The following is a 12,904-nucleotide window of genomic DNA, read 5'->3' as shown; positions in this document are numbered from 1 at the left end:
GCTTCAGATCAGCCCTGAATACGCCGCGTAGCTCACGGCCTGCGCACGCGAATGCACGTGCAGTTTCTTGTAGATGTTCTTGATGTGCGCGTTGACGGTCTGGCCCGAGATGCCGAGCTTGGTGCCGATCTCGTCGGTGACGTGGCCGCGCGCCACGCAGCGCAGGATCTCGCACTCGCGGGCCGTCAGCGTCGCCTCGCGCGCGGGCGGCTCCACCGACGGCGGCATGTTGCCGGGCCGATGGATCAGTCGCGAGAGCAGCCGCCGCGCCAGCCGCGGCGTGATGGCCGCGCCACCGTTGACCACCTGCAGCACGGCCTGGGAAAAGCTCTGCAGCCAGGCGTCCTTCAGCAGGTAGCCGGTGGCGCCCAGTTCGAAGGCATGCAGCACGTGCGCCTCGTCCTCCATCGCGGAAATCACGATGATCTCTCCCGCGCGGTGGAGTTCGCGGGCCTCCTGGATCAGCTCGAAGCCGCTGCCGTCGCCCAGCCGCAGGTCGACCATCAACACGTCGAACTCGTGCGTGACCAGCAGCCGGCGGCCGTCGCGCAGGCTGCCGGCCTGGCCTTCGAGCTGGATGCGCAGGTCCGACAGCAGTTCCTGCGCGATGACCCGGCGCATGAACTCGTCGTCGTCGACGAGCAGCACGCGCACCGGCGCGTTTTCCTGCCCCCTCAGGAAACCGGGCCATAGCGGCGCGGCGGGCGCGCAGACACCCGGTGGATACCCCGAGCGGCCAGCGGCCTGCTCGCCAGGAGATGAGGATGCGTTTTCAGGCATGGCTGTGTCCCGGTTTGGAGTTGATGCTCGTGCTGGTGTTGTCCTGGAAGCGCGGCAGGCCCGAGGCATGGGCCGGTGCCGGGTCGTCGAAACCATGCGGATTCGCGGCCTGCCAGCGCCAGCTGTCCGCGCACATCTGGTCGAGGTCGCGGCGCGCGCGCCAGCCGAAGGCCTGCCAGGCGCCGCGCGCATCGGCCCAGTAGGCGGGTGCGTCTCCTGGTCGGCGCGGCCCGATGCGCAGCGCGATGCGGCGGCCGCTCGCGCGCTCGAAGGCCGACACCACCTCCAGCACCGATGCGCCGCGGCCGGTGCCGAGGTTGGCCATGAGAATGCCGGGCCGGCGGGCCACGTGGCGCAGCGCCGCCACGTGGCCCTCGGCCACGTCCATCACGTGCACGTAGTCGCGCACGCCGGTGCCGTCGACGGTGTCGTAGTCGGCGCCATGCACCACCAGGCATTCGCACTGGCCGGCCGCGACCTGCGCGATGTAGGGCATCAGGTTGTTGGGCGGCCCGTGCGGCCGCTCGCCGAGCAGCCCGCTTTCGTGCGCGCCGATGGGGTTGAAGTAGCGCAGGCAGGCGATGCTCCAGCGCGCGTCGGCCCGAGCCAGGTCGGCCAGCATGCTTTCCACCATTGCCTTGGTGCGGCCGTAGGGGTTCACCGCAGCGTACGGCGCGCTTTCCGCGATCGGCGAGGGCTGCGAGTCGCCGTACACCGTCGCCGACGAGGAAAACACCAGCGTGCGCACGCCGGTCCGGTCCATGGCCTGCACCAGCGCCAGCGTGCCGGCGAGGTTGACGTCGTAGTAGCTCACCGGGTCGGCCATCGATTCGCCGACCGCCTTCAGGCCGGCGAGATGCACCACCGCTGCGACGTCGTACGCCGCGAACACCCGGTCGAGCGCCACCGCGTCGCGCACGTCGCCGCACACGAGGACGGGCTCGACGCCCGTGATGCACGCCACCCGCTGCAGCGAACGCGCGTCGCTGTTGACGAGCGTGTCGAGCACCACCGGCAGGTAGCCCGCCGCGATCAGCGCCACGCAGGTATGGCTGCCGATGAATCCGGCGCCGCCGGTCACGAGAATTCTGGGTGCGCGCATGGTCGTGGTCCTGGTGTGCGGCGCGTTTCGTCAGCGCGCGATGCAGCGCTGCAGTTCCTCTTCGAGGCGCAGCAGGATGGTGTCGCGGTCCAGCTCTTCCTCCGCGAAGCGGCGGCCGGCCGAGCCCAGCAGATCGCGCGTCGCGGGCGACATGGAGAGCTGTTCGATGGCATCGGCCAGCGCTGCCGCGTCGCCAGGCTCGACCACCACGCCGCGGCCCCATACGGCCTCGCTGAGCGCGGTGCCGGCGTGCGCGGTGACGATCACGGCGCGGCCGCTCGCGAACATGCCGCCGAGCTTCGACGGCATGACGAGGTCCGCGGCATCGGCGCGCTGGGGCAGCACGTGGATGTCGGCCATGCCCAGCAGTTCGTTGAATCGCTCGGCCGGCTGCAGGTCGAGAAAATGCGTGTTGGTCAGCCGGACGCAGGCGTCCATCAGCGAGGCGCGGCTCGGTCCGTTGCCGCAGAACACGAAGTGGATGCCGTGAGAGCAGATCAGCAGGCGCGCCGCCTCGGCCAGCAGCTCGATGCCCTGCTTGCTGCCGAGGCTGCCCGCATAGAGCACCACCACTGCGTCGGCCGGAATGTTCAGCTCGGCCCGATAGCCCTGCGGCGGCACACCTTCGGCCACCGCCGGCCTTGCGACAGGCTGGATGGCCTCCACGTCGACCCAGTTTGGAAACAGCACCAGTTGGGCCTCGTCCACGCCTTTTTCCAGGGCCTTGGCGCACATCGTGGACGAGATGCTCGAGACCCGGTCGAACCGCTGCATGAGCCAGCGCTCGGCCGCCAGCGCGAAGCGCCGCACCCGTTCGCCGCGCACCCAGCCGAGGTCAAATGCCGCGTCCACCTCGTAGTCCTGGATATGCAGCCACGACCGGATGCCGAGCAGCTTCGCAAAGCACAGGGCGGCCGGCGTGCAGGAAATGGGCGGTTCCACGACGAACACCACGTCGGGCTTCCAGCGCAGTTGCGCCAGCAGCGACGGAATGCTCGACAGCGTGAAGGACAGCAGGTGCCCGATGCGCCCCAGCGCACGGGGCTTCGACGGTACCCAGGTGGGCGCGCGCCAGACCGTGACACCGTTCCAGCCAGTCTTGCGCCAGCTCCACGCCGAGTAGCCCTCGAACACCGACCATTGCGGAAAGAAGGGCTGCGACGCAATCACCCGCACCTCGTGTCCGCGGGCGTGCAGCCACTCAGCCATCTCGCCCGAATACTTGCCGATGCCGGCCAGCTCGGGCGCGAAGTTCATCGAGTAGAGGAGGATCTTCACGATGCCCGCCTCCGCGCCAGCAGGCGCAGCAGGGGGAAGAAACCGAAATGCAGGCGCATGCGTGTTTCGTACAGCGCGAGGTCGGTCGCACAGGCGATGAAGAACACGTAGTGCGGCTTGCCCGGAAACATCACCGCCACCGCGAAGTAGGACGCCAGCCGCAGGGCAACCTCCAGCAGCGCCCACCGGCCGAGCGACCCCATCGAGGTCTTCAGCGAGAGCACCATTTCGTGATGGATCGTGTAGGTGCGCAGCAGGAAGTACGGCGCAATGCACAGGAAGATGGAGCGCGCCTCGTTGCCCAGCTTGAGCAGCGGCGCAGCCACCGAGATGAGGGCGGCCAGCCCGACGAAGAGCCCGCAGCCCAGCAGGAAGGAATACTTCGCGAGGCGCAGCTTTTCCGAGGAGAAGTTGTGCGCATCCGTCTCCAGCATCGCGGGTGTCTTCGTGACGAGAAAAGCCTGCACGAACTGCGACGGCGCCTCGGCCAGCAGGAAGGCGATCTTGAAGGCCCCCACGTAGCCGAGCGGCATGAAGTACGCCACGATGAGCAGGTCCGACTTGCGCAGCAGGAACATGAGCAGCGAGTACATCGTTGCGCCGGCCTGCGACGCCAGCCCGAGCGCAGCCCGCCCGGCCGGTGGCGCCGCGCCGTTGCCCGGCAGGCCGATGGCCAGGCAAACCACCACCACGGCGAACAGGTTGATGAGCAGCAGGTGCGCCACGCCCAGCTCGAAGCGCACCGCGACGCAGAGGCTCACGCCGGCGACCAGGATGGTCGAGCGGATGCCGGTCTCCAGGTTGAGCAGCCTCGCGTGGCCGAGGCCGCGGCTGAACGAGAGGCGCAGGCTGTTGAACGCGAAGACCGCCAGCGTGGCAATCACGAGCAGGAAGGGCGCGTCGCCCACCGGCATGTGCTGCACCGTGAGGATCACGGTCGCCAGCATCGCGGCCAGCGGCAGCCCGATGGCCAGCGTGCGCACCACGTCGCCGCGCGTGACGCCCGGCGGTACTGTGGCCGCATTGCGCGAGAACAGCAGCGAGCTGCCCAGCGTGCCCACCACCAGCGCCACTTCCATGACCGACTGGTAGATGGAGTACTCGCCGAAGCGCGCCGGGGAAATGCTCGCCGCCATCAGGAAGATGGCCAGGAAACCCGACAGGTACACATACAGCCGCGAAGCCAGCGCGCCCACGCCCGAAAGCCAGGCCATGCGGGCGCCGGGCAGTGCGAGTTGCGGGCTGAAGTGCTTCATGGCGCAGGCCGGTTCACGGTTGCTTGCTGGCCGAGGCGCGGGGCGCGCGGCGCGGGTCGAAGACCCGGCGCGCGAACGCCGCGGCCCGGAACGCGTTGTTCCTGGCGCGGCGTGCCATCTGCAGCACGAAGGTCACGCCCGCCACGGTGTACGTGTGGCCGCGCAGCGCGTAGGGCATGGCCATCTTGGCGCTGCCCTGGAAGTGCAGCGCCACCACGCGCGTCATGTCGCCGGTGGTGCTCGTCAGCCAGGCCTTACCCTCGCGGTACGCGATGCGCTTGGCGCCGCCCAGGACCTTGAACTCCCGCTGCAGCTGGTTGTGCATGCCGTTGATGTTGTGGTCGATGACGGTGCCGTCGAGCACGCGGTTGATGGGCGCGTCGTTGCCCGTGGCGTGGGCCCAGAGGTAGAGCAGTGTCATGTCCGACACGCCGCCGCGCACGCCCCGCGCGGCAAAGCGCGCGGCAATCTCGCGCAGCTTCCTGCGTCCCGACGGGGTGGCGTAGCAGTCGAGCACGTAGGCCACGAACTGGCGCAGGCCGTTCGCGGTCCAGTAGCTCACGTGCGGCGAGATCTGGCAGTGGTTCCAGCCGTCCGAGGTCTGCATGCAGGAACCCGAGAAATCGGCCTTGCCCGCGAGCCGCGCGACATGCGGCCCGGCCCCCTGGAAGAGCAGCACGTCGCTGTCGATCAGCGTGAACTCGCGCACTTCCGGGTTGGATTCCAGAAACCGCGCTAGAAGAAAGTAGCGCCGGAAGCAGATCTTCTCGAACTCGGGCGAGTTGCTCGACAGATGCACGTACGACCGGCAGAAGCGTTCGTAGGCCGGGCCGGCGTCGGTGCTTGAGAGCACGAGAAGCGGCTCGCCGGCCAGCGCGGCCGATTCGCGGCACAGCGCGAGCGTCTTGTTCTGGCGGTCTTCCACGACGATGAAGGGCAAGGATGGATTCATGGCTCTTGTTTGAGGGGTGAGGGGATGTGACAGCACTCGTTGAATTCAGGGGGTGCGCGCCGTGACGCTCTTCATCAGCGCGACATGCGCGGGAAGAAAACGGCCGGTGGCATCGACGGGCATGTCCAGCGTGAAGAGGCCGCGCGCGGCGGCCGCTTCCGAGATCCAGTTGCGCAGCTGCGTGGCCGAGAAGCGCGCCGGCGCCTCGCGGCCCCACGAGGCACTCAGCGGCGTGAGCACGTGGAGCGCCAGCTCCGACGGCGGGGCCGAGAGACGCGCGGGCGGCTGCATGTACTCGCCGGCCATCAGGTTCTGGCAGGGCGCCGATTTCGCGCTGAAGTGCTCCGCGCCTTCCCCCGCGTTGAAGGCCAGCCAGCGGTTGCCCCCGCCCGCGCGGGCTGCGCTGCACAGCAGCTCCCAGCCGGCCGGCGTGATGCCCTTCGTGTTGTAGGTGCCGTCGAACCACCAGCCGCTCACGAGCGAGCCGTAGCGTTCCGACCAGTCGCGGATCACACTCGACCAGGCGGCGATGAAGCGCGCGGGCGGCGGCTCCTGTTCGGACACGTCGCCCAGGCATTCCATCAGCGCGCGGTCGCCCTGCGGCGCGCGGAACGGCAGGTAGAGGATCAGCGCAATGCCGCGGCTGCGAAGCGCCTGGCCGATTTCCATCGGCAGGTCGCGCGGCGAACGGTTGCCTGCGCTGGCCGGGCAGAGCGCTTCGAGCGCGGCATTGGGCGCGATGTACTGGCCGTTGTTCTGCCCGAGCGTCAGGATCAGGTGCGAGGCGCGCATGTCCGCCAGTGCCGACGCGAAGGCTTCGACGTCGAAGCGCCCGATCTCGCTGATCGACTGCTTGTCGGGCAGGTAATGCACCATCACGCCGAAGCCCGGCACCGGGCCGCCCGCAAGCTGCGCACGGCCGGCCAGCGGCAGTGCCGCCAGCTGGAACGACAGCAGCGCCGCGAGAAATCGCATGGCGCGGAGCGGCCGCTTCGTCATGGCATGGCCCTGGCGAGCGACAGCGTGCCGCGCTTGAGCATCAGGTAGCGGCCCGCGATGGTGGCGGGCGCGCAGGCGGCGGCATGCGCCCATACCGGATGCGTGCGTTCGTGGTGGGCAAGGTGCTTGGCGAGCCGGAAGGGGTCGCTGGAAGCGCTCCCCACGAAGAAGCCGTAGCCCTCGAACAACTCGCGGTGCACCGGAATGTCCGACAGCAGCAGCGGCACGCCCAGCGTCGCCGCTTCGGCCGCCGAGAGGTTGAAGCCCTCGAAGGTGGACAGCGAGATGAAAGCGGTGGCGCCCTGGTAGAGCCGCAGCAGTTCGTCGCGCGACACCAGCCCCCGGTGCCGCACGAAGCCGCGCACCTCGGGCGCCAGCGCGGCCACCATGCGCTCGACCTCGGCCGCGCCGTTGCCGGTGATGTCGAGGTAGTCGACGAGGCCGGCGCGCCGCATGCGCTCGAACAGCGTGAGGATGCCGCCGAAGTTCTTGTGCGGGTAGTAGTGGTAGGCGGCGATGAGGTAGCGCTCGTTCGGTGTCGCGGCGGGCGTCGCGGCGACCCGGGGCGCGTCCACCGGGTTGAAGATGACTGTCGAATGCTCGCAGCGGCCGAAGTGGCGCTCGAAGTCGCGCTGGCTGCTGCGGCTGATGAAGACCACGTCCGCCGCGCTGCGTGCCGCGCGCCACAGGCTCCAGTCCAGGAAGAGGCGCTTGCTGCGCTTGAAGTACTGCGGGTAGGCCTTGTACTGCAGGTCGTGGACGATGACGATCGAATGGCGGTGCCGCCCGAAAAGCGTGACCGGCAGGAAGTAGTTGGGAAAGAACGAGTACAGCCGCTCGCCCGTCAACAGCGTGCGCAGGCAGTGGAAGTTGTAGAGCAGCGTGTCGAGGATGAAGCGGTTGATCTTCAGGCGCTGCGCCAGGGCGAACAGGCGCGGATGCCGCTCGCTCACCGGCTCGACCCGGTCGTCCTGCGACAGCCGCATGTGGCGAAGCAGCACCTCGGACACATTGAGCACGCCGCCGGCCGCCTTGTTGAGCCGCACGGTGTCGTAGTAGAGGTAGATGGCCATGGCGATGCCCCTCTTCATGCGCTCGGAAGGCCATGCCGCACGGCGCGCGGAAGCGGACGGCGGGCGCGGGAACTCAGGGCGCCGGCAATGAGAGCGGCGATCAGGCCCGAAGCCGCGAACGGCCCCCAGCCCAGGATCGGGCCGCGCATGAACGGCACGTAGGCCGCGAGCAGCACCAGCGCCGACAGGTAGGCGCCCGACAGCGGCCGGTTCGGATCGATGGCGCGGTCGACCATGCGAAAGCCCGCCGAGATCGCAAAGCCGAACAGCGCCGGCCCCGCCAGGCCGAAGTCGAAGTACGCCGTGGTGAAGGGCGGCAGCGACAGGTTGCTTTGGGAGAAGTTGCCGAGGATGGCCGACCAGCCGAGCGGGTCGAAGTCGGGAAACATCTTCAGGTCGCGCGGCAGGAAGAAAGAGAACGCCGAGAGCAGGTAGCGGCCCCAGCCGAGGTCCGGAATGGGCGCGCGCTCCAGGATGCCCGCGACAACGAACATGGCGTCGAAGTCCTGGCTGAACGGGAAGGTCGTGAGCTCCTCGCCCCACATGCTGCCGCGCGAGATCAGGTTCAGCACCGGGCCCAGGCCGGCGATGGAGCCGAAGGTCACCCCTGCGAGCAGCCAGCGCCGGCCGCGCCCCAGCCCATGGATGAGCAGCGGCAGCAGCCCGATCAGCAGGACCTGCCGCGCCGTGTTCACCGGGTTGGCCGCGGCCAGCGCCAGGCCGAACGCCAGGCCCGCCGCGCACCAGGACCACAGCGTGCGGCGGCGCACCGCGTGGATGACCAGCGCCACGAAGCACAGCAGAACCACCAGCTTGGGCAGCGTCGAATAGAAGATGTAATCGATCGGCACGTTGTCTTCACCGCTGGCACCGCCCACGACGCCGCGCGCCACGAAGTTGAGCTCGGGCCTGATGAACAGCGAGGCGAAGGCGGCCAGCGAGCAGCTCAGCAACAGAAGAAGAGGGTGGGCCACGCCGATCAGCCGCCGGTCGTGGGCCCCCGGCAGGTGCTCGGGCGCGTCGGGCACGCCCAGCCGCGCGGCCTCCACGCCGGCCATGTACAGCAACAGGAGCATCAGCGCCTGGGTGTACGCGTCCGTGCGCATGACGCCGGCCTCCCAGAACTCGACGTCCTGCGAAATCTGCATCGCCGGCGCGATCGAGAAGTAGGTGAGGATCGTCGCGTAGTGGATCAGCAGGAACACGCTGCCGCCGGAGGAACCCAGCATCGAGAGCTGGATCAGCGACAGCGCGAACACCGCCGCATAGCCCCACACCGGATCGACCAGGCCGCACAGCATGGCGCAGACGATGCCGGACCAGAAGGAGAGGGTTCGCATGGCGGGCCTGCCGTGGGTGGGTCGATGGATGGGTTGGAGCGGTTCAGGCGTGCACGTGCGCCTGGACCGGGTTGCTTTCCTCGAGCGGCCGGGGCGCCTTCTGGTAGTCGGCGTAGGTGCGGCGAAGCCCCTCTGCCAGCGGCACGGTCGCGTGCCAGCCGAGGCTGGCGGCGCGCGACACGTCCAGCAGCTTTCTCGGCGCGCCGTCGGGCTGCGCGAGGTCGTAGCGGATGCTGCCGGTGTAGCCCACGACTTCGCTGATCAGCTCGGTGAGCTCGGCGATCGAGACGTCTTCGCCGGTGCCGAGGTTGATGTGCCCGCGCATCGCGTCGGTCTGCCGGTCGTAGTCGGCGCGCGACAGGTTCATCACCTCGAGGCAGCCTTCGACCATGTCGTCGACGTACAGGAACTCGCGCCGTGCGCGCCCGCTGCCCCAGATCAGCACGCTGGGCGCGTTGCTGATCTTGGCCAGGTGGAAGCGCTGGATCAGCGCCGGCACCACGTGGCTGTTCTCCAGGTGGTAGTTGTCGCCGGGGCCGTACAGGTTGGTCGGCATCACGCTGCGGTAGTCGATGCCGTGGCTGGCCCCGTACTGGCGGTTGTAGCTCTCGCACAGCTTGAGGCCCGCGATCTTGGCGATCGCATAGGGCTCGTTGGTGGGTTCGAGCTTGCCGTTGAGCAGGTACTCCTCGCGGATCGGCTGCTCGGCCATGCGCGGGTAGATGCAGCTGGAGCCGAGGAACAGCAGCCGCTTCACGCCCGACACGAAGGCCTGGTGCGTGACGTTGGTGGCGATCGTCAGGTTCTCGTAGATGAACTGCGCGGGATAGGTCATGTTGGCGTGGATGCCGCCGACCTTGGCGGCTGCCAGGTAGACCTGGTCGATCTGCTCCGTCGCGAAGAAACGGGCCACTGCCGCCTGGTCGAGGAGGTCGAGTTCGCTGTGGGTTCGTGTCACCACGTCGTGGCCCAGTTCGCGCAGCCGCCTTGCCGTCGCCTGACCCACCAAGCCGCGATGACCTGCAACAAAGATTCGCATATGAGCTTTCGTGAAGGGGTTGATGAAGTTCGAGGGAGACGGAATCGAAGCCGGCTACCGGGACCCGCGTGCGCCGGCGACCACGCCGAAGGTCTTCAGCAGGATCACGAAGTCGCGCCACAGCGACAGGTGGGCCACGTATTCCGCGTCCATCGCCGCGCGCCGGCGGTAGCTGATCTCGTTGCGCCCGCTGATCTGCCACAGGCCCGTGATGCCCGGGCGCACGGCGCGGTAGTGGTCCCAGTACTCGCCATACAGGTCCTTCTGCGCGAACATGCAGGGGCGCGGTCCCACCATGCTCATGTCGCCCTTGAGCACGTTCCAGAACTGCGGGAACTCGTCGATGCTGTACTTGCGAAGGAAGGCACCGAAGCGGGTGATGCGCGGGTCGTTCTGCAGCTTCTGGTACACGGCCCATTCGCGCCGCGCGGCCTCGTTGTTGCGCAGGTGACGTGCCAGCACCGCGTCGGCATTGGCCACCATCGAGCGGAACTTGTAGAACTTGAAGACGCGGCCATCCTTGCCGTAGCGCGGCTGCATGTAGATGGCCGGGCCGCCCGAGGTGTAGAGCACGCCCAGCCAGATGAGCGCGTAGGCCCAGCCGAAGAACAGGAAGAACGAGCCGGCCATCAGGATGTCGGCCGCACGCTTGGCGCGGCGCAGCGAGGGCGTGCCGCCCAGCGGCCCGTACGCGGCCGTGTTGGCCGCCGTGCCACCGGCGCTTCGCCCGGTGGAGGATGTCGATCGCAGCGTGTTCATGATTCTGCGTGCTCCGGCTGGATGCGCTTGGGCATGACGGTGTCGGCCGTGTCCAGCGCGTAGGGGGGTTCGCGGCGGGTCGGGGCATAGGCGTAGTAGCCGTAGCTGTAGCTGCGGGAGTGGCGCTTCGAGGCGTCGACCGCGTTGAACACCGCGCCGTGGAAGGCCGCGCCCACGTGAGCCAGCCGCTTGGCGCTTTCCACCAGCTCGCCGAGCTCGCTCTCGTCGGCGCGGGCCACGAGCAGCACCGTGCCCATGCTCGGCGCCATCGCGGCGGTCTCGGACGCGAGCAGGACGGGAGGACCATCGACGACCACGACGTCGTAGCGCGCGGACAGCGTCGACAGCGTGTGCGCGAAGGTGTCGCTGGTCATCATGGAGGCGGGGTCCGGACGCAGGGTGCCCGCGGCCATCACGTCCAGATGCGGCAGCACATGTTGGTGAATGGCGTCCTCGAGCGGCACGCCCCCGGCGATGACGTCGGCCAGGCCCTCCTTGCCCTGCAGGCCGAACTCCTGGCTCAGCTTGCCGCGGCGCAGGTCGGCGTCGATCAGCAGCACGCGCTGGCCCGACGCGGCCAGCAGCGTGGCGAAGTTCGACGACACGAAGGTCTTGCCCGCACCGGCCGTGGCGCTCGATATCAGCACCCGGTTGTTGGGTGCTCCCATCGTCACGAACTTCAGCGCAGTGCGCAGCCGGCGCAGGCCCTCGAGCGCAGGGTCTTCCACGTGCAGCGCCGCCAGCACCTTGATGCCGGGCTTGCCTTTGCGAACGGCGCGGTCGAGCACGCGCTGCTGGGTGCTCATCGGGATCGAGGTGTACACCTGCACGCCGGTAACGGCCTCGATGTCGCCGGGGTTGCCGATGGAGCGCTTCAGGTTCTTGCGGGCCATCGCCGCGGCGCCGCCGAGGAACAGGCCGCCCGCCAGCGCCAGCGCGACGACGATCAGCGGCTTCGGCCGTACCGGCTTCTCGGCCAGCAGCGCCAGGTCGAGCACGCGCACGTTGGCAACCTTGCCTTCCTTGGCCAGCCGCATCTGCAGCGAGCTGTTCAGCAGCGTGGCGTAGAGGTCGGTGTTGACCTTGATATCGCGCTGCATGCGCAGCGAGTTCTGCTGCAGCATGGGCATGCGGCGGATGCGGCCGTCAACCGAGCCGAGCTCCTTCTTGAGCGATGCGATCTGCGCGTCCAGCGTCTTCAGGTCGGGGTGCGCGGCGGTGAAGCGGCTTGCCAGGTCCAGCCGCTTCTGCTTCGCATCGAGCAGCTTGGCCTGCAGGTCCACGTTCTGCGACAGGGCATTGCGGGCCTCGTCGTCCAGGCTGATGGTGCCGTTCTGGTTGCGGTACTGGTTGTAGGCGTCTTCCGACTGCTCCAGCTGCTGCTTGAACTTGGGCAGCTCGGTGCCCAGGAAGGCCAGCGCGCGCTCGGCCTGCACCGTCTTCTGGTCGATGTTCTGGCGCAGGTAGAGGCGCGAGATCTCGTTGAGCACGTCGGCCAGCTGGGCGCGGTTCGGGGCCTGCAGGCTGACGTCAATCACGCCGGACTGCTTGCCTTTCTCGACCACGCGCAGGTCTTTCTGAAGGCCCAGCAGGGTGAGCTGCTTCGAGTAGCGCACCAGCTCGAAGGCGCCGCCGGGCCGGGCTTCGAAGGAGCCCACCAGCAGGTGCAGGGTGCCGCCGGGCACGGAGGCCTCCAGCGGCACGCCGGCCGTGCCCTTCAGCGGCGTTTCCAGGTCCGGGTTGGTCAGCGTGTAGTTGCCTTCGCTGCCCGCGATCAGCGTGAACTTCTTGCCCTCGAAAGCGCTCGGCACATCCATCTGCGCGACGGCGATCCGCTCGGTGCCCGAGACGAAATTGCCATATCCGAACACGCCGGGGCTGGAGAGCTGGCTCGAATGCCGGGCGATGAACTCGCCCACCACCGGTATGTAGCGCGGCTTCGCGCTGATGTACAGCCGCGTGTTCTCCATCGCCTGTCCCAGCACCATGCGCGATCTCAGGATCTCGGTCTCGCCGGCGGTCGGCGTCTTCACGCTGATGCCCCCGCCGCCGTTGGCGTCACCGGGAAAGTTGCCGCCGGAGCGGTCGGGGTCTTCCACCTGGATCAGGATGTTGGCCTCGTACATGCGCGGGCCGAACAGCGCGTAGCCCACGCCCACCAGCAGCGCCAGCGCGGCGATGGAGGCAATCAGCCAGCGGCTGTCGATCAGGATGTCGAGGTACTCGTGGAACCGGGACTCCCGGGGCCAGGCCGTGGTCTCGATCACCGTCATGGGGGAAGCCGCAGGTGCGGGAAGCGAAGGTTGCCAGCGCGCGTTCATGGGGT

At 68.5% G+C, this 12,904-nt stretch carries 11 protein-coding genes; all 11 read right to left on the bottom strand.

The window, feature by feature from the left end; all coding sequences use genetic code 11:
* Positions 1-3: 3 nt before the first annotated feature.
* Genes PMI12_RS10990 through PMI12_RS10940 form a run of 11 tightly spaced genes read right to left on the bottom strand, consistent with a single transcriptional unit; the run spans position 4 to position 12,899 of the window.
* A complete protein-coding gene (locus tag PMI12_RS10990; RefSeq protein ID WP_007832138.1) occupies positions 4-780 on the bottom strand; it encodes a LuxR C-terminal-related transcriptional regulator in 777 nt (258 codons plus the stop codon).
* Positions 773-1,882, bottom strand: coding sequence for a UDP-glucose 4-epimerase GalE (galE, locus tag PMI12_RS10985; protein ID WP_007832137.1), 1,110 nt, complete (start codon positions 1,880-1,882; stop codon positions 773-775). The genes PMI12_RS10990 and galE overlap by 8 nt, the downstream gene beginning before the upstream one ends.
* A gap of 30 nt (positions 1,883-1,912) precedes the next feature.
* Positions 1,913-3,160, bottom strand: coding sequence for a glycosyltransferase WbuB (locus PMI12_RS10980; RefSeq protein ID WP_007832136.1), 1,248 nt, complete (start codon positions 3,158-3,160; stop codon positions 1,913-1,915).
* A complete protein-coding gene (locus PMI12_RS10975; RefSeq protein ID WP_007832135.1) occupies positions 3,157-4,416 on the bottom strand; it encodes a hypothetical protein in 1,260 nt (419 codons plus the stop codon). The genes PMI12_RS10980 and PMI12_RS10975 overlap by 4 nt, the downstream gene beginning before the upstream one ends.
* A gap of 13 nt (positions 4,417-4,429) precedes the next feature.
* Complete coding sequence (locus PMI12_RS10970) at positions 4,430-5,368, bottom strand: hypothetical protein (protein ID WP_007832134.1); 939 nt, start codon at positions 5,366-5,368, stop codon at positions 4,430-4,432.
* 45 nt (positions 5,369-5,413) lie between these two features.
* A complete protein-coding gene (locus PMI12_RS10965) occupies positions 5,414-6,343 on the bottom strand; it encodes a hypothetical protein (RefSeq protein ID WP_237726075.1) in 930 nt (309 codons plus the stop codon).
* Positions 6,344-6,363: 20 nt separating this feature from the next.
* Positions 6,364-7,458, bottom strand: coding sequence for a glycosyltransferase (locus PMI12_RS10960; RefSeq protein WP_237726074.1), 1,095 nt, complete (start codon positions 7,456-7,458; stop codon positions 6,364-6,366).
* Positions 7,455-8,780 carry a hypothetical protein gene (locus tag PMI12_RS10955; protein ID WP_007832131.1) on the bottom strand — a complete coding sequence of 442 codons (1,326 nt, stop codon included), beginning with the start codon at positions 8,778-8,780 and terminating at the stop codon, positions 7,455-7,457. The genes PMI12_RS10960 and PMI12_RS10955 overlap by 4 nt, the downstream gene beginning before the upstream one ends.
* A 43-nt stretch (positions 8,781-8,823) precedes the next feature.
* Complete coding sequence (locus PMI12_RS10950) at positions 8,824-9,819, bottom strand: GDP-L-fucose synthase family protein (protein WP_042673190.1); 996 nt, start codon at positions 9,817-9,819, stop codon at positions 8,824-8,826.
* A 54-nt stretch (positions 9,820-9,873) separates the two neighbouring features.
* Positions 9,874-10,578, bottom strand: a complete 705-nt coding sequence (locus PMI12_RS10945; RefSeq protein ID WP_007832129.1) for a sugar transferase — start codon at positions 10,576-10,578, stop codon at positions 9,874-9,876.
* On the bottom strand, positions 10,575-12,899 hold the full coding sequence (locus PMI12_RS10940; RefSeq protein ID WP_049965612.1) for a polysaccharide biosynthesis tyrosine autokinase: 2,325 nt from the start codon (positions 12,897-12,899) through the stop codon (positions 10,575-10,577). Before PMI12_RS10940 ends, PMI12_RS10945 begins: the two co-directional genes overlap by 4 nt.
* Positions 12,900-12,904: the final 5 nt, after the last annotated feature.

The organism is Variovorax sp. CF313 (assembly GCF_000282635.1).
Taxonomy (GTDB): domain Bacteria; phylum Pseudomonadota; class Gammaproteobacteria; order Burkholderiales; family Burkholderiaceae_C; genus Variovorax.
This window is presented reverse-complemented; position numbering and strand designations above follow the sequence as displayed.

Coding starts and splice junctions, on each gene's coding strand:
- PMI12_RS10950 (WP_042673190.1), bottom strand. CDS start 9,819: ATGCGAATCTTTGTTGCAGGTCATCGCGGCTTGGTGGGTCAGGCGACG.
- PMI12_RS10990 (WP_007832138.1), bottom strand. CDS start 780: ATGCCTGAAAACGCATCCTCATCTCCTGGCGAGCAGGCCGCTGGCCGC.
- PMI12_RS10955 (WP_007832131.1), bottom strand. CDS start 8,780: ATGCGAACCCTCTCCTTCTGGTCCGGCATCGTCTGCGCCATGCTGTGC.
- galE (WP_007832137.1), bottom strand. CDS start 1,882: ATGCGCGCACCCAGAATTCTCGTGACCGGCGGCGCCGGATTCATCGGC.
- PMI12_RS10965 (WP_237726075.1), bottom strand. CDS start 6,343: ATGCGATTTCTCGCGGCGCTGCTGTCGTTCCAGCTGGCGGCACTGCCG.
- PMI12_RS10970 (WP_007832134.1), bottom strand. CDS start 5,368: ATGAATCCATCCTTGCCCTTCATCGTCGTGGAAGACCGCCAGAACAAG.
- PMI12_RS10940 (WP_049965612.1), bottom strand. CDS start 12,899: ATGAACGCGCGCTGGCAACCTTCGCTTCCCGCACCTGCGGCTTCCCCC.
- PMI12_RS10945 (WP_007832129.1), bottom strand. CDS start 10,578: ATGAACACGCTGCGATCGACATCCTCCACCGGGCGAAGCGCCGGTGGC.
- PMI12_RS10960 (WP_237726074.1), bottom strand. CDS start 7,458: ATGAAGAGGGGCATCGCCATGGCCATCTACCTCTACTACGACACCGTG.
- PMI12_RS10975 (WP_007832135.1), bottom strand. CDS start 4,416: ATGAAGCACTTCAGCCCGCAACTCGCACTGCCCGGCGCCCGCATGGCC.